Annotated in this window: 13 protein-coding genes and 1 pseudogene; 10 read left to right on the top strand and 4 right to left on the bottom strand. The window is 68.2% G+C overall.

Annotation, left to right across the window (positions count from 1 at the left end; translation table 11 throughout):
* Positions 1-115 precede the first annotated feature (115 nt).
* On the bottom strand, positions 116-1,219 hold the full coding sequence (locus IAE58_RS17415; RefSeq protein WP_325166868.1) for an alkene reductase: 1,104 nt from the start codon (positions 1,217-1,219) through the stop codon (positions 116-118).
* A 166-nt stretch (positions 1,220-1,385) separates the two neighbouring features.
* Between IAE58_RS17415 and IAE58_RS17420 the strand changes: the two genes are divergently transcribed.
* The 7 genes and pseudogenes from IAE58_RS17420 (at position 1,386) to IAE58_RS17450 (ending at position 9,340) form a co-directional block, all read left to right on the top strand.
* Positions 1,386-2,144: an SDR family NAD(P)-dependent oxidoreductase gene (locus tag IAE58_RS17420; protein WP_199934785.1), complete on the top strand. Its 759-nt coding sequence runs from the start codon at positions 1,386-1,388 to the stop codon at positions 2,142-2,144.
* Between the two features lie 123 nt (positions 2,145-2,267).
* Positions 2,268-2,717, top strand: coding sequence for an MgtC/SapB family protein (locus IAE58_RS17425; protein WP_108749869.1), 450 nt, complete (start codon positions 2,268-2,270; stop codon positions 2,715-2,717).
* Between the two features lie 261 nt (positions 2,718-2,978).
* On the top strand, positions 2,979-4,637 hold the full coding sequence (gene lldP, locus IAE58_RS17430) for an L-lactate permease (protein WP_199934606.1): 1,659 nt from the start codon (positions 2,979-2,981) through the stop codon (positions 4,635-4,637).
* Between the two features lie 53 nt (positions 4,638-4,690).
* Positions 4,691-5,455: a transcriptional regulator LldR gene (lldR, locus tag IAE58_RS17435; protein ID WP_108756421.1), complete on the top strand. Its 765-nt coding sequence runs from the start codon at positions 4,691-4,693 to the stop codon at positions 5,453-5,455.
* A gap of 18 nt (positions 5,456-5,473) precedes the next feature.
* Positions 5,474-6,613 (top strand): FMN-dependent L-lactate dehydrogenase LldD, encoded by a 1,140-nt coding sequence (gene lldD, locus IAE58_RS17440; protein WP_199934605.1) that lies wholly within the window; start codon positions 5,474-5,476, stop codon positions 6,611-6,613.
* Positions 6,610-8,304: pseudogene (gene dld, locus IAE58_RS17445) on the top strand (D-lactate dehydrogenase); the annotation flags it as partial. The gene lldD and the pseudogene dld, both read left to right, overlap by 4 nt.
* A gap of 148 nt (positions 8,305-8,452) precedes the next feature.
* Positions 8,453-9,340, top strand: a complete 888-nt coding sequence (locus IAE58_RS17450) for a hypothetical protein (protein WP_199934800.1) — start codon at positions 8,453-8,455, stop codon at positions 9,338-9,340.
* A 183-nt stretch (positions 9,341-9,523) separates the two neighbouring features.
* Here IAE58_RS17450 and IAE58_RS17455 read toward each other — a convergent pair whose 3' ends face one another.
* The gene (locus IAE58_RS17455) at positions 9,524-9,820 is read right to left on the bottom strand and encodes an I78 family peptidase inhibitor (protein ID WP_108753333.1); all 297 of its coding nucleotides are present in this window, start codon (positions 9,818-9,820) and stop codon (positions 9,524-9,526) included.
* 131 nt (positions 9,821-9,951) lie between these two features.
* Between IAE58_RS17455 and IAE58_RS17460 the strand changes: the two genes are divergently transcribed.
* Both IAE58_RS17460 and IAE58_RS17465 read left to right on the top strand, forming a co-directional pair.
* The gene (locus IAE58_RS17460; protein ID WP_233615057.1) at positions 9,952-10,599 is read left to right on the top strand and encodes a decarboxylase; all 648 of its coding nucleotides are present in this window, start codon (positions 9,952-9,954) and stop codon (positions 10,597-10,599) included.
* Positions 10,600-10,649: 50 nt separating this feature from the next.
* Positions 10,650-11,423: a CDP-diacylglycerol diphosphatase gene (locus IAE58_RS17465; protein ID WP_199934603.1), complete on the top strand. Its 774-nt coding sequence runs from the start codon at positions 10,650-10,652 to the stop codon at positions 11,421-11,423.
* Here IAE58_RS17465 and IAE58_RS17470 read toward each other — a convergent pair.
* Together IAE58_RS17470 and IAE58_RS17475 are read right to left on the bottom strand one after the other, a co-directional pair.
* Positions 11,420-12,031 carry a GNAT family protein gene (locus IAE58_RS17470; RefSeq protein WP_199934602.1) on the bottom strand — a complete coding sequence of 204 codons (612 nt, stop codon included), beginning with the start codon at positions 12,029-12,031 and terminating at the stop codon, positions 11,420-11,422. The two genes, IAE58_RS17465 and IAE58_RS17470, sit on opposite strands and share 4 nt — an antisense overlap.
* A gap of 74 nt (positions 12,032-12,105) precedes the next feature.
* Complete coding sequence (locus tag IAE58_RS17475; RefSeq protein WP_199934601.1) at positions 12,106-12,747, bottom strand: hypothetical protein; 642 nt, start codon at positions 12,745-12,747, stop codon at positions 12,106-12,108.
* A gap of 172 nt (positions 12,748-12,919) precedes the next feature.
* Between IAE58_RS17475 and IAE58_RS17480 the strand changes: the two genes are divergently transcribed.
* Complete coding sequence (locus tag IAE58_RS17480) at positions 12,920-14,080, top strand: amidohydrolase family protein (protein WP_199934600.1); 1,161 nt, start codon at positions 12,920-12,922, stop codon at positions 14,078-14,080.
* The last annotated feature ends 125 nt before the right edge of the window (positions 14,081-14,205 follow it).

Genomic DNA, 14,205 nt, shown 5'->3' on the forward strand with positions numbered 1-14,205 from the left:
CCGGGGAATGGTGGCGGGGGGGGGGTGCCGCGGGGCATGGCCCGGCGCTACCCGTAGATGAGCCGGTGGTAGCGCCGGGCCATGCCCGGCGGATGCGGCCCGGCGGGTGCGGGGCTTACGCGCCCAAGGCGGGGTAATCGGTGTAGCCGTGCTCGCCGCCGCCATACAGCGTGGCCGGGTCCAGCTCGGCCAGGGCCGCGCCGCTGCGCAGGCGTGCAACCAGATCGGGGTTGGCGATGAACGCACGACCGAAGGCGACCATGTCGGCGTAGCCGCTGGCGACGGCGTGCTCGGCACTGTCCACGTCATAGCCGTTGTTGGCGATCCACGGGCCGCGGAAGCGGGTACGCAGCGCGGCGTAGTCGAACGCGATGTTGTCCCGGTCACCGCCGGTTGCGCCTTCGATCACGTGGATGAAGGCCAGTCCGTCAATGCCGTCCAGCCGTTCCACTGCGCGGTTGAACAGCGGCTGCGGGTCGCTGTCGTGGGCATCGTTGACCGGGGTGACCGGCGACAGGCGCACACCGGTGCGGGCGGCGCCGATGGCCTCGGCCACGGCACTGGTTACTTCAAACAGCAGGCGCGTGCGGTTTTCGATGCTGCCGCCGTAGGCATCGCTGCGCTGGTTGCTGCCATCGCGCAGGAACTGATCGATCAGGTAGCCGTTGGCTGCATGGACTTCCACGCCATCAAAGCCCGCCGCGATGGCGTTGCGCGCGGCGATGCGGTAGTCCTCGATCAGCGCCGGAATTTCCTCGATGGCCAGTGCGCGCGGCGCGGACACATCCTCGAAGCCGTTGGCGGTGAAGGTTTTGCCGTTGGCGCGGATCGCGCTGGGTGCCACCGGCACTTCGCCTTCCGGCAGCAGGCTGATGTGCGAGATGCGGCCCACATGCCACAACTGCAGCACGATGCGGCCGCCTTCTGCGTGCACCGCATCGGTGATGGATTTCCATGCCGCAACCTGTTCGGCGCTGTAGATGCCGGGGGTATCCAGGTAGCCCTGGCCAAGTGGGCTGATCTGGGTGGCTTCGGCAATGATCAGGCCGGCGCTGGCCCGCTGCTGGTAGTAGGTGACCGCCAGCGGCGACGGCACGCGATCGGGCAGCGCGCGGTTGCGGGTGAGCGGGGCCATGGCGATGCGGTTGGCAACGGCGATGTCACCCAGGCGGGTGGGCGTGAACAACACGCGGGATTCGGCACTCATCAGGGGGTCCATGCATCGGGGGAGGTGTGGATGAGCATAGGGCCGCGCGCGTTGCAGCGATGGGAAGGATCGTTGCGTGGTGCGGATGCGCCGCGTTCCGTTTACGTAACACGTTGCGGCGTAGATTCGAGAGCAGGCGGGCAGGCCCGCATCGATTCCCATCACGTGGAGTACACAGATGATTGATTATCAGCTGGGCGGAAAGACCGCCATTGTTACCGGCGGCGTTTCCGGCATTGGCCTGGCCGTGGCCGAGCTGCTGGCTGCATCGGGCGCACGCATTTCGGTGTGGGACCTGAAGCAGGATGCAGTGGGCGCGACGGTGCAGTCGTTGAAGGCCAAGGGCGCCGAGGCGATCGGCATCGCCCTGGATGTCACCGATGAGGCCGCGGTGGGAGCGGCCGTGCAGCGCACGGTGAACGAACTGGGCGGGCTGGATATCGCGGTGAACAATGCCGGTATCGGCGGCCCTGCGGCCAGCAGTGGCGATTACCCGGTTGATGGCTGGAAGCGCGTGGTGGATGTGAACCTGACCAGCGTGTTCCTGTGCCAGCGCGCGCAGATCCAGGCGATGCGCGCGGCGGGCAAGGGCGGCAGCATCATCAACATGGCCTCGATCCTGGGCCAGGTGGGCTTTGCCGGTTCCACCGCGTACGTGGCGGCCAAGCACGGTGTGGTGGGCCTGACCCAGACGGCCGCCTGGGAACATGCTGCCGACGGCATCCGCATCAACGCTGTCGGTCCGGGCTTCATTGCCACGCCGCTGCTGGACAAGATGGATGCCAACGCGCGTGCCACGCTGGAAGCCAAGCATGCCCTGAAGCGACTGGGCAAGCCGGACGAGGTCGCTGCGTTGGTGGCCTGGCTGGCCAGCAATGATGCCTCGTTCGCGACGGGCACCTACTACGCGATCGATGGCGGTTACCTGGCGCAGTAATGCGCTGAGGTGCGGTGCCGCCGGGCCACGCCAGGCGCTACCGGGTGAAACGGCCGTGCGGGCGCCTTCACTTTGGTGCCACGCGCGGCGCGCGACGCTCCGGGAAAATCCCGGAGCCTGCCGATGGAGATCACCCAGGACGTATCCATCCTGCTGCGCGTTGCCGCCGCCATGTTGTTTGGCGGCGTGCTGGGCGTCGAGCGCGAGATGGGCAAACATGCTGCGGGCCTGCGCACACACATGCTGATTGCAGGTGCGGCGGCGCTGATCGTCGGCCTGGGCGATTCGGTGGCCGAACATTTCCAGCAGGAGCGTTACCGCGACCTGCTGCAGGTCGATCCGGTGCGCCTGATCGAGGCCGTGGTGGCCTGCGTGGGGTTCGTTGCCGCCGGCACCATTCTGCGCGGTAACCGCGAAGACCAGGTCAGTGGGCTGACGACCGCCAGTTCTCTTGTGATGGCCGCCGCCATCGGCATTGCCGTGGGCATTGGCAAGTACGTGATCGCGATGGGAGTGAGCGTGCTGTGTCTGCTGGTGCTGGCGGTGATTCGGCGGGTGGAGAAGAAGCTGTGAGTGCTGGGGTGGGGTCGGAGCCCCTGCGGGGATCCGACCCCGCCGCGACCAGGGTCAGATCCCCGCAGGGGCTCTGACCCTTTCTCGTAATGGTCATACCAATAAACCACAGCTAACGCTATGGTCTAATAGGCGCCTAGCGGGAATGGCGGTTCAATCCGCCACCAGTGGTGCATTTGTTGCGAATAATGGTACGACCAATATTCGCGCGCCACGGACCGCCCCACCGCGGTGGGTTCCCCGTCAACGCCGAGATTTTCCATGCAGCCCTGGCAACACCTGTACGACCCCGCCGGCAACCTGTGGTTGTCCAGCCTGATCGCGATGCTGCCGATCGCCTTCTTCTTCGTCGCCCTGGCCGTGCTGCGCATGAAGGGCTGGCTGGCCGGCACGATCACCGTGGCCATCGCGCTCGGCGTGGCCCTGCTGTTCTACCGCATGCCGCTGGCGCAGGCGCTGGGCGCGGCCGGCTATGGCTTTGTCTACGGCCTGTGGCCGATCGCCTGGATCATCATCGGCGCGGTGTTCCTGTACAAGGTCTCGGTCAAGACCGGGCAGTTCGACATCATCCGCGCCTCCATCCTTTCGGTTACCGAAGACCAGCGCCTGCAGATGTTGATGGTCGGCTTTGCCTTCGGTGCGTTCCTGGAAGGCGCCGCCGGGTTCGGCGCTCCCGTGGCGATCACCGCCGCGCTGCTGGTCGGCCTGGGCTTCAAGCCGTTGTATGCGGCCGGCCTGTGCCTGATCGTCAACACCGCACCGGTTGCGTTCGGTGCCATGGGCATTCCGATCATCGTCGCGGGGCAGGTGACCGGCCTGGACGCGTTCGAGATCGGCCAGATGGCCGGGCGCCAGCTGCCGTTCCTGACCATCATCGTGCTGTTCTGGATCATGGCGATCATGGATGGCTGGCCTGGCATCAAGGAAACCTGGCCGGCGGTGCTGGTGGGCGGAGGTTCCTTCGCCATCGCCCAGTACCTGACCTCCAACTTCATTGGCCCGGAACTGCCGGACATCACCGCCTCGCTGGCCTCGCTGGTCTGCCTGACCCTGTTCCTGCGCCGCTGGAAGCCGGTGCGTATCTTCCGTTTCGATACCGAAACCAGTGCGCAGGCCGCTGCACAGGCGCTGGAGGCACCGCGCCATAGCGTCGGCCAGATTGCCAAGGCGTGGTCGCCGTTCCTGATCCTTACGGCAATGGTCACCCTGTGGAGCATCAAGCCGTTCAAGGCGTTGTTCGCCGCCGGCGGTGCGCTGCAAGGCTGGGTGCTGAAGATTCCGGTGCCGGGGCTGGACCAGATGGTGCAGAAGATGCCGCCGATCGTGCCCGCGCCGCTCAGCTACGAAGCGGTCTACAAGTTCGACTGGTTCTCGGCCACGGGTACCGCCATCATCCTGGCCGCAGTGATCGCCATCATCGCCCTGCGCATGCCGGCCAAGGCTGCGCTGCAGACCTTCGGCGAAACCGTGCGCGAGCTGCGCGTGCCGATCTATTCCATCGGCATGGTGCTGGCCTTTGCCTTCATCGCCAATTACTCGGGGCTGTCGGCCACCCTGGCGCTGGCGCTTGCCCACACCGGTGATGCGTTCCCGTTCTTCTCGCCGTTCCTCGGCTGGCTGGGCGTGTTCCTGACCGGTTCGGACACCTCTTCGAACGCGCTGTTCTCTGCCTTGCAGGCCACCACCGCCCAGCAGATCGGCGTGTCCGATGTGCTGCTGGTGGCGGCCAACACCACTGGCGGTGTGACCGGCAAGATGATTTCCCCGCAGTCCATTGCCATTGCCTGTGCGGCGGTGGGCCTGGCCGGCAAGGAATCGGACCTGTTCCGCTTCACCGTCAAGCACAGCCTGATCTTCACCACGATGGTCGGCCTGATCACCTTGGCCCAGGCCTACTGGCTGACCTGGATGATTCCCTGAGCCATGGCCGCTCTGCTTCTCCAGCCTGGTGTGGTTCGGGTGACAATGGCGCCATGAGCATGCAACGGGTTTCGGACAAGGTGGCCGCGCAGCTGCGCGCGCTGGTGCAGGAACAGCAGCTGCAGCCGGGCGACCGGCTGCCGGCCGAGCGCGCCCTGGCGGTGCAGCTGGGGGTATCGCGCACGGCGCTGCGCGAGGCCATTGCGCAGCTGGCCAGCCAGGGCCTGCTGACCGCCCGTGTGGGTGGCGGCACCTTCGTGGCCGCACCGGCAGCACGTGCGCGGCAGACGCTGGATGAACCGCTGGCGCCGTACCTGCCGCTGTTCCAGGGCGACCCGGAATACCGTTTCGACGTGCTGGAAATCCGCCACGCACTGGAAGGCGCCACGGCCTGGCACGCCGCATTGCGCGCGACCGATGAGGACCGCACGCGCATCGCCGCCGCGTTCCAGACCATGATGGACGCGCACGGCAAGGATGACCCCGCCGGTGAAGCGCAGGCCGATGCTGCGTTCCATCTGTCCATTGCCGAGGCGTCGCACAACCTGGTGCTGCTGCAGGTGATGCGTGGCCTGTTCGAACTGCTGCAGACCAACATCTCGCAAAGCCGCGAGAAGCTGTACACCTCTGCCCGCACCTTCTCGCCTCTGTCCGACCAGCATCGGGAAATGATGGATGCGGTGCTGGCCGGTGACCCCGAGCGTGCGCGCGCGGCCGCGCATGCCCACCTTGAATTCGTGCACACCACGCTGCGCACGCTCGATGACAACGAGGCCCGGCGTGCACGGGCCTCGCGCCTGCCGTCCCCGCACGGCTGACTACTTCCGGTTGACCCCATGATCATTTCCGCCTCCACCGATTACCGTGCCGCCGCGCAACGCCGGCTGCCGCCGTTCCTGTTCCATTACATCGATGGCGGCGCGTATGCCGAGCACACGCTGAAGCGCAACGTTTCCGATCTGTCCGACATCGCGCTGCGCCAGCGCATCCTGCGCAACATGTCCGACCTGAGCCTGGAAACCGAACTGTTCGCCGAGAAACTGGCGATGCCGGTGGCGCTGGCGCCGGTCGGCCTGACCGGCATGTATGCACGCCGCGGCGAAGTGCAGGCGGCACGCGCCGCCGACAGTCGCGGCATTCCGTTCACCCTGTCCACGGTGTCGGTGTGCCCGATCGAGGAAGTGGCGCCGGCCATCCAGCGCCCGATGTGGTTCCAGCTGTACGTGCTGCGCGACCGTGGCTTCATGCGCAACGCGCTGGAGCGGGCGCAGGCCGCCGGAGTGACCACCCTGGTGTTCACCGTGGACATGCCGGTGCCCGGCGCGCGCTATCGTGACGCGCACTCGGGCATGAGCGGGGCCAATGCGCCGCTGCGTCGCATCGGCCAGGCCATCACCCATCCGCACTGGGCGTGGGATGTCGGTCTGTTCGGCCGCCCGCACGACCTGGGCAATATTTCCGCCTACCGCGGCCATCCGACAGGGTTGGCGGACTACATCGGTTGGCTCGGCAGCAACTTCGATCCGTCCATTTCCTGGAAGGACCTGGAATGGATCCGCGAGTTCTGGAAGGGGCCGATGGTGATCAAGGGCATCCTCGACCCGGACGATGCGCGGGATGCAGTGAAGTTCGGTGCCGATGGCATCGTGGTGTCCAACCACGGTGGCCGCCAGCTCGATGGTGTGCTGTCCACCGCGCGGGCGCTGCCGGCCATTGCCGATGCGGTGCAGGGCGATCTGAAGATCCTCGCCGATTCGGGTATCCGCAATGGCCTGGACGTGGTGCGGATGCTGGCGCTGGGCGCCGACACAGTGTTGCTGGGGCGCGCCTTCGTCTACGCGCTGGCGGCCCAGGGCGAGGCCGGCGTGGCCAACCTGCTGGACCTGATTGCCAAGGAAATGCGGGTGGCGATGACGTTGACCGGCGCGCGGCGCATTGCCGATATCGGCCGCGATTCACTGGTGAGGCTGCCGTGAGCGGCGAGGACGCGGTGCTGCAGCAGCTGCGCCAGGCGGTCGGCCGACGCCATGTACTGACCGGCGACAAGGCCACCCGCCGTTTCCGCCGCGGCTACCGCTTCGGTGAAGGCCCGGTGCTGGCGGTGGTGCGCCCCGGTACCCTGCTGGAGCTGTGGCACGTGCTGCAGGCCGCCGTGCAGGGCGGCGCGGCGATCATCCTGCAGGCGGCCAACACTGGCCTGACCGGCGGATCGACCCCGGATGGCAACGACTATGGGCGCCCGATCGTGCTGGTCAGCACGTTGCGGCTGACCGGCATCCAGCTGTTGAACGAAGGCCGCCAGGTACTGTGCCTGCCCGGTGCCACCCTGGACCGCCTCGAACAGACGTTGGCGCCGCTGGGCCGCGAGCCGCATTCGGTGATCGGTTCGTCCTGCATTGGTGCCTCGGTGCTGGGCGGGGTCTGCAACAACTCCGGCGGCGCCCTGGTGCGCCGTGGCCCGGCCTACACCGAGCTGGCGCTGTATGCGCAGGTCGATGCGCAGGGCCGGCTGCAACTGGTCAACCACCTGGGCATCGCCCTGGGCGATAGCCCCGAGCAGATCCTGCAGCGCCTGCAGGACGGGCAGTACAGTGCGGCCGACGTGGGCGATGGCGATGGGCGCGCCGCGTCCGATCAGCGCTACAGCGACGACGTGCGCCAGGTCGATGCCGATACGCCGGCACGCTTCAATGCCGACCCCGGCCGCCATTTCGAGGCCGCCGGCTCTGCTGGCAAGCTGGCGGTCTTCGCCGTGCGCCTGGACACGTTCGAGAAAGAAGCGGCCGAAGTGTTCTACATCGGCAGCAACCACACCGCCACGCTCACCGCCATCCGCCGCCAGCTGCTGACCGGCTTCGAGCGGTTGCCGATCGCAGGGGAGTACATCCACCGCGATGCGTATGACATCGGCGAACGTTACGGCAAGGACACCTTCCTGCTGATCGACCGCCTGGGCACCGCCCGCGTGCCGGCCGCATTCGCATTGAAGAGCCGCGTGGACGGCTGGTTCGAGCGCGTCGGGCTGCGCGGCGTGACTGACCGGGTGATGCAGGCGTTGACCGCGCTGCTGCCTTCGCACCTGCCGCCGCGCATGGGCGAGTTCCGCCAGCGCTTTGAGCATCATCTGCTGTTGAAGGTCTCCGCGCAGGATGCGGCCGAGACCGAGCGGTGGCTGCGCGAATGCTTCGCCAACCATGAGGGTGGCTTCTTCCGCTGCACGGCGGAAGAAGGGCGCAAGGCTTTCCTGCACCGGTTCGCGGTGGCCGGTGCCGCGGTGCGCTACCGCGAAGTGCATCGCGCGCAGGTGCAGGACATCGTGGCGCTGGATATCGCGCTGCGCCGGGATGACGCCGAGTGGTTCGAATCCCTGCCGGCGGATATCGACGGGCGGCTGCTGCACAAGCTCTACTACGGCCACTTCCTGTGCCACGTCTTCCACCAGGACTACATCGCACGCAAGGGTGAAGACCCGATGGCGATCGAACATGCGATGTGGGCACTGCTGGATCAGCGCGGTGCGGAGTATCCGGCCGAGCACAACGTGGGCCATCTGTACCCGGCCAAGCCGGCGCTGGCGGCGTTCTACCGGTCGCTGGATCCGAGCAATACGTTCAACCCCGGCATCGGCCATACCTCGAAAGCGAAGGGGTGGGGCGGGTGCGATTGCCCAGCTTCGGTAGAGCCGAGGGTTGGGGGCAGAAACAAAGCCCTAGCGCCCACGCGCCCGCCGCCCCCCCCCCCCCCCCCCCCCCCCCCCCCCTCGACTCTACTATCATGCGGGTTCGGCATGGATGCGCGGATGCGCAGGAGCGATGATGCACACCCCGATGTCCCGAACGGCGCTGGCCGCTCTGCTGCTGGCCAGCCCGGTACTGGCGCTGGCGCAGGGATCGATTCTTCCGCAGCAGCGCGATGCCGCTGGCAACGTGATGGAGCCCTTGGGCCAGGTGCTGCGCGTGGATGAGCGCGGCGGACCGTCCGGCTTGTACGACTGTACCGATGATGGTGCCTGGTGCGTGCGCGTGCTGCCCGCATCCGGTGACGGCGAGCGGCCGAGCGTGTTGGAAGTGCTGGAGACGGTGGCCGGCGAGGGCCAGCCGCAGGCGTACCACGTGAGCATCGACGTTCCGCCGGACGGCGAACTGTCCGTATGGCCGTGGATTGTGCGGCTGGCGCCGGACGTGGGCGCCGACCAGACGGTAGCCGATCCGCAGCAGCGCGCGCGGCAGAATGTGCTGGTGGGCGGCATCAGCAAGGTCAGCACGATGTATTCCGGCGGCGGTGCCGAGACGTCGCGCCTGCAGTTGGCACGCGTGCGGCACCTGGACGACGGCATCCAGATCGACGATGCGGTGCTGGGCCTGGCGTGGACGGGCGAGGCGGAGATCCGGGCCTGCTTCGGCGAGCAGGACGTGAAGCGGCGCGCCGGTGCGTGCCAGGACACCTATGGATTCTCGGCACGGCTTTCGCTGGATGCCGCTGCCACGGGCATGCCGGTGCTGCGTTACCAGACCGTGGCCACGCGTTTTCCGGCCGGTGTTTCGCGAAACGAAGATTCACTGGCCAGGGCGCCACTGACCAGGAAGGACCTGCGGACCGAGCAGGACCCGGCATGCACCTATGCAGGCATGTTCCACTTCAGAGCGGGTGCATACCAGCCGGACCAGGCATTGCCCGATTGTTCGGGTTACACGGATCGGTAGAGTCGGGGGGGGGGGGGGGGGGGGGGGGCGCAGGGGGGGGGGGGGGGGGGGGGCGGCCCGCCCCCCCCCCCCCCCCCCCCCCCCCCCCCCCCCCCCCCACTCTACGACATGCCGGGGCCAGGGCAGTCGAGCAAGCTCGACTCTACGAAATGCCGGGGCGCGGGCCGTTGGGCACGCCCGGGGTTATTCGCAACGGGCGGCAGTGATGATGTTGTCCTTGTCCACGTACACGCGCAGGCGGTCGGGGCGGATGTCCTTGGTGGTGATCGTGTTCGGCCCGATCGGGTTGACCAGGCCGGCGCCGCTCTCGCGTGACAGGCGCCGCATGTTGGCTTCGTCGGCCGGCTGTCCGACGGCCCAGCCCAGTGCGCTGGCGTTGCATTGGCCGCTGCCGCTTACCTGCGGGCCGGGCGTGCTGACACAGGCCGACAGCAGCAGGGCCGAGGCGGGCAGCAGCAGGGACAGGCGGATGGCGGTCATGCGGGCGCTCCTGCGCAGGGGATTGGCTGCACCATAGCACCGCCGCCGTGCGGCCGGGAGCGGTGCGATCATTGCCGCTGGCGGCGCCACGCTGCATAGTGGCCGCTGTATCGACAGGCGTGTGATCGCAGATGAAGGCAGGCAGGTTCCACCCGGCGCAGATCCTGGCAGGCGTGCTGTGCCTGTGCACGGCGGTGCTCGCCCGGGCGCAGGCCGACCCGGTCCCGGCGGCCGATGGCGCTCCGTTCGGCGCTTGGCGCAACCTGCAGACCGAGACCGGCTACGAGCCGGCGCAGCGCAACCTCGCCTTTGCCATGCTGCCGCAGGCGGCCACCCGCGGCGACCGGTTCGCGATCCTGGACCGTGAGGGCCGGCGCACGGTGTGCTGCCTGCAGGTGGCCAGTCCATCGCTGGGGGTCAGTGCACTGCGCGAGCAGTACCACCTGCCTGCGGTATGGGTGGCCGATCTGAGCAATCTGCACAGCGCCGCACGGCCGTATGTCCCGCACGTGTATGCCATGCAGCGGGTGGACGAGCTGATTGACTACCGCTTCGCCGACGTGCCCGGCGCGTACAGCGATCTGGGTGGCCTGCTGCTTCCCGAAGGTGCCGCGGTGGATGATGCGGGCGCGACCGTGCGCTGGGGCCAGGCGCAGTACCAGCTGAAGTTCCAGCGTCTGCCACAGGCCGATGAGGAAGGCGCGCTGGACCGTTACACGCTGCAGTTGCTGCCTGCCGGTACGCCGCTGCGGATCGAAGTGCCGTTCGGCACCTACTGAGGCGTTGCCGGCAGCCGGTAGAATGGCGGTCCGCCTGTACGGAACCCGCCGTGTTCACCCGTTCGTTGCTGCTGTTGTCCCTTGCCTGCGTGGCCGGCTGTGCCACCACGCCGCCGCCCGCCCACTCCGATGCGCTGTGGCGGGTCATCCAGCGTGACTGCCTGAGCGAGCAGGGGCCGCAGGGAAGCTGCCTGCAGGTGGAAGCGGGCGCCGACCGGCGCGACGTGCTGGTGAAGGATACCCACGGCGATTACCAGTTCCTGCTGATGCCGCTGGACAAGGTGAGCGGCATTGAAAGCCCGGCGCTGTACCGGCGCGGTGTGCCCAACTATTTCGCCGCGGCCTGGCGGGCCCGCGGACACAGCGAACAGGCACTGGGCCAGGCCCTGCCGCGCGAAGTGGCCAGCCTGGCGCTGAATTCGCCGCACGGGCGTTCACAGCACCAGCTGCATATCCATGTGGATTGCCTGCGCGCCGATGTACTGCAGGCGCTGGACGCGCACGCCGCTGCGCTGGGAACCCGATGGGCGCCGCTGCCTGTGCCCTTGCGCGGCCACCAGTACCAGGCGCGCCTGCTGCCCGGTGCCGAACTGACCGCCAATCCGCTGAACCTGCTGGCCCATGAGCTGAGCGGCGTGGGCGATGTCGGCCAGTGGAGCTTGCTGGTGGCGGGCCGGCAGAACGTGCAGGGCACGCCCGGTTTCGTGCTGCTGGCGACCCGGGTGGATCCGGCCAGCGGCAACGAGGCCAGCGCCGAGGAACTGCAGGACCATGCGTGTTCGGTACTGACCGGCGCCGGCCAGGCGCTGGAGCGGGTGCGCTAGCCCAACTCGTCCTGTCGGCGGCGCCATTCCGGCGCGGTCAGCGCGTGCAGGTGGCGATCCTGCCAGTGCTGGCCGTCGAAGTGCTGGCCGCGCAGCACGCCCTCGTGGGCGAAGCCCGCTTCGGTCCAGGCCGATGCGATGGCCGCTGGGGTCCGTGCCGGCAGCAGCACGTACAGGCGGTGCAGGCCCACCTGTTCGAACAGGAACGGGCATAGCGCGTGCAGCGTGTCGCGCAGGCGCTCGGCACCGCGCCACGGGCCCTGGCAGAGCGGGTGCAGTTCGGCGCTGCGCGCCTGGGTGGACTGCAGGCGTACGCCCAGTTGATCCACCAGGCGGCGGCTGCTGGCGTCGAACACGCCCAGCAGCAGTTGATCGTTGTCGAACTGCAGGCGTGAACGCTGCACGCCGATCAGCAGTTGTACATCAGCATCCGGGCGGCAGCTGAAGCCGTGCCGCGCGCGGCGTGTCACGCACAGACCCAGCCACTCGTTCAGGTCATTGCGGTGCAGCGGGCGCACGATCACGCCGCCGTGGGACAGATGCAGCAGGTGCCGGCGCAGGACCGGGTGCAGTGCGGGAATGGGAGAGGGAAGGGGTTCGGTACACATGCATTCGACGGTGACCTGCCGGCCCGGCAGAAACCATCGAATACGTTGCAAAGCGCGTGAAGGCGCCCAGTGCGCTAGGGCAACGCAGCGACCCCGTAGGATTCGATCACATAGCTGAAAGGCTGCTGCTCGCGGTCGCGCAGCAGGGCACGCACTTCCAGGATCACCCCCTGGTTGCCTTCGCCACGTGGCGGCCAGAACGTCTGGTCGGCCAGGGTCTGGCGCTGGAACCCGAGCGGCCCGACCACGCGGCCGAAGGGCTCGTCGGTGTTGTCGAGCACCTGGTTCATCGCCGCGCTGAGGCGCGCAGGCAGGTACCAGTTGTCGGCCTCGGACAGCACACGGCTGCCGCAGACCAGCTGCACGCGACGGTAGTGCACGGCGCTGCCATCGGTTGCACCCAGCGCGTGCAGCACATCGGCCGGGGCGACCTTGTCCTGGCCACGCACGCGTACCGCGCGCACCCGCGCCTGCTCGGCCAGGCCGTGCTCGGCACACCAGCTTTCCAGGGTGGCGGTGGCGCTCTGGCCACTGAGCACCCGCTGGTGCAGGCGTTCCACCAGCACGGCGGCGGCGACGCGCTGCTGGCCGGGCGGCGTGGGCGGCGGCGTGGTGGCCGCAGCATCGCTGGCGGACAGGCTGGCGATCGGGGCAGCGGCCAACAGGGACGCGGCCTGCCAGCGGCGAAGACGATCGTGGCGGTCGGACGGGCCCATGCGGCATCTACAGCGGGAACAGAGCGCTATGTTACCTGTTCAGGGGGGGGGGGCAGCGTGGCGACGAGGCGGACGCATCGCTCTGGTGAATGTGTGGCATCGCCATATTTCGTTGGCCGATGGCAGCGAGGGGGCGCACGATGGGCCCCTTGTCTGCCTTGCGGAGTAATCCATGACCCTTCAGTTCGTTCATGGTGGCGTGGACCGCCACGGGGCGCCACTGCACTTCCACATCCGTGACGGCCAGTTGCAGGCGATCAACGCAGCGGGCGGCGCGGCGGAAGGGGCGGAAAACGTCAATCTGGCCGGGTTCACCGTGCTGCCGGGGCTGGTCGATGGCCATATCCATCTGGACAAGAGCTTCGTCGGTGACCGCTGGCACCCGCACCAGTCGGTGGCCAGCCTGCGCGAGCGCCTGGCCGTGGAAAAGGCCGCCGTCGCCACGGCCGCGCCCATGGTCGAGCGTGCCGAGGCGCTGATCCGCCAATGCAGTGCCTTCGGCACCGTGGCCATGCGCTGCCATGTGGACATTGATGCCAGTACCGGCCTGCAGCATCTGCAGGCGGTACGCGAGGCCGCCGAGCGTTGCGCGGACATCATGCAGATCCAGCTGGTGGCGTTTCCCCAGGCCGGGGTAATGTCCTGCCCGGGCACCGCCGAGGTGCTGCGGCAGGCCCTGGACGCTGGCGTGCAGGTGCTGGGCGGCATCGATCCGACCACGCTGGACGGTGATGCGGACGGACAGCTTGCCCTGTTGTTCGGCCTGGCCGAGCGCCATGCCGTGCGCCTGGACATCCATCTGCATGAGCCGGGCGAAACCGGACTGGCGCAGTTGCTGCGGATTGCCGCGCGCACCCAGGCGGCTGGGCTGCAGGGCCGGGTGGCGGTCAGCCATGCCTACGCGCTGGGCGAAGTACCGCTGGCGCGTGCATTGCAGGTGGGCGAGGCGCTGGCCCGTGCGGGTGTGGCGATCATGAGCAACGCCCCGGGCGACCACCCGTTCCCGCCGTTGCGTGCGCTGCATGACGCCGGGGTGCGGGTGTTTGCCGGGAACGACAACATCCGCGATTGCTGGTGGCCGTACGGTAACGGTGACCTGCTGCAGCGGGCGATGCTGCTGGGTTACCGCTCAGGGTTCTACACCGATGCCGATCTGGATCTGGCACTGGACATGGTGACCACCCATGCCGCGCAGGCGATCGGGTTGCAGCAGTACGGCATTGACGAAGGGCTGCCGGCGACCTTCGTGGCAGTGCGTGCGGACCACGGCCCGGCGGCGGTGGCCGGCGTACCGGTGGAACGGCGCGTGGTCGTGCAGGGGCGGTGGTTGTAGTTGGCAGGGCTGCGCCCTGCACCCGCCGAAGCGTCGAGCCGTGCTCGACTGAAGCAACTGCAAAAGCGGGCTATCCGTGGGGTGGCGGGGCGGTGTCGGAGTGCGGGGACGCCGCAAGTACGTCC

This window comes from Stenotrophomonas sp. S49 (assembly GCF_016624905.1).
In the GTDB taxonomy this organism is placed as follows: domain Bacteria; phylum Pseudomonadota; class Gammaproteobacteria; order Xanthomonadales; family Xanthomonadaceae; genus Stenotrophomonas.

Bases quoted from the DNA above. Each gene is read 5' to 3' on its own strand.
- IAE58_RS17455 (WP_108753333.1), bottom strand. From the start codon at position 9,820: ATGACCGCCATCCGCCTGTCCCTGCTGCTGCCCGCCTCGGCCCTGCTG.
- IAE58_RS17450 (WP_199934800.1), top strand. From the start codon at position 8,453: ATGCACACCCCGATGTCCCGAACGGCGCTGGCCGCTCTGCTGCTGGCC.
- IAE58_RS17415 (WP_325166868.1), bottom strand. From the start codon at position 1,219: ATGGACCCCCTGATGAGTGCCGAATCCCGCGTGTTGTTCACGCCCACC.
- IAE58_RS17460 (WP_233615057.1), top strand. From the start codon at position 9,952: ATGAAGGCAGGCAGGTTCCACCCGGCGCAGATCCTGGCAGGCGTGCTG.
- IAE58_RS17480 (WP_199934600.1), top strand. From the start codon at position 12,920: ATGACCCTTCAGTTCGTTCATGGTGGCGTGGACCGCCACGGGGCGCCA.
- lldR (WP_108756421.1), top strand. From the start codon at position 4,691: ATGAGCATGCAACGGGTTTCGGACAAGGTGGCCGCGCAGCTGCGCGCG.
- lldP (WP_199934606.1), top strand. From the start codon at position 2,979: ATGCAGCCCTGGCAACACCTGTACGACCCCGCCGGCAACCTGTGGTTG.
- lldD (WP_199934605.1), top strand. From the start codon at position 5,474: ATGATCATTTCCGCCTCCACCGATTACCGTGCCGCCGCGCAACGCCGG.
- IAE58_RS17425 (WP_108749869.1), top strand. From the start codon at position 2,268: ATGGAGATCACCCAGGACGTATCCATCCTGCTGCGCGTTGCCGCCGCC.
- IAE58_RS17475 (WP_199934601.1), bottom strand. From the start codon at position 12,747: ATGGGCCCGTCCGACCGCCACGATCGTCTTCGCCGCTGGCAGGCCGCG.
- IAE58_RS17420 (WP_199934785.1), top strand. From the start codon at position 1,386: ATGATTGATTATCAGCTGGGCGGAAAGACCGCCATTGTTACCGGCGGC.
- IAE58_RS17470 (WP_199934602.1), bottom strand. From the start codon at position 12,031: ATGTGTACCGAACCCCTTCCCTCTCCCATTCCCGCACTGCACCCGGTC.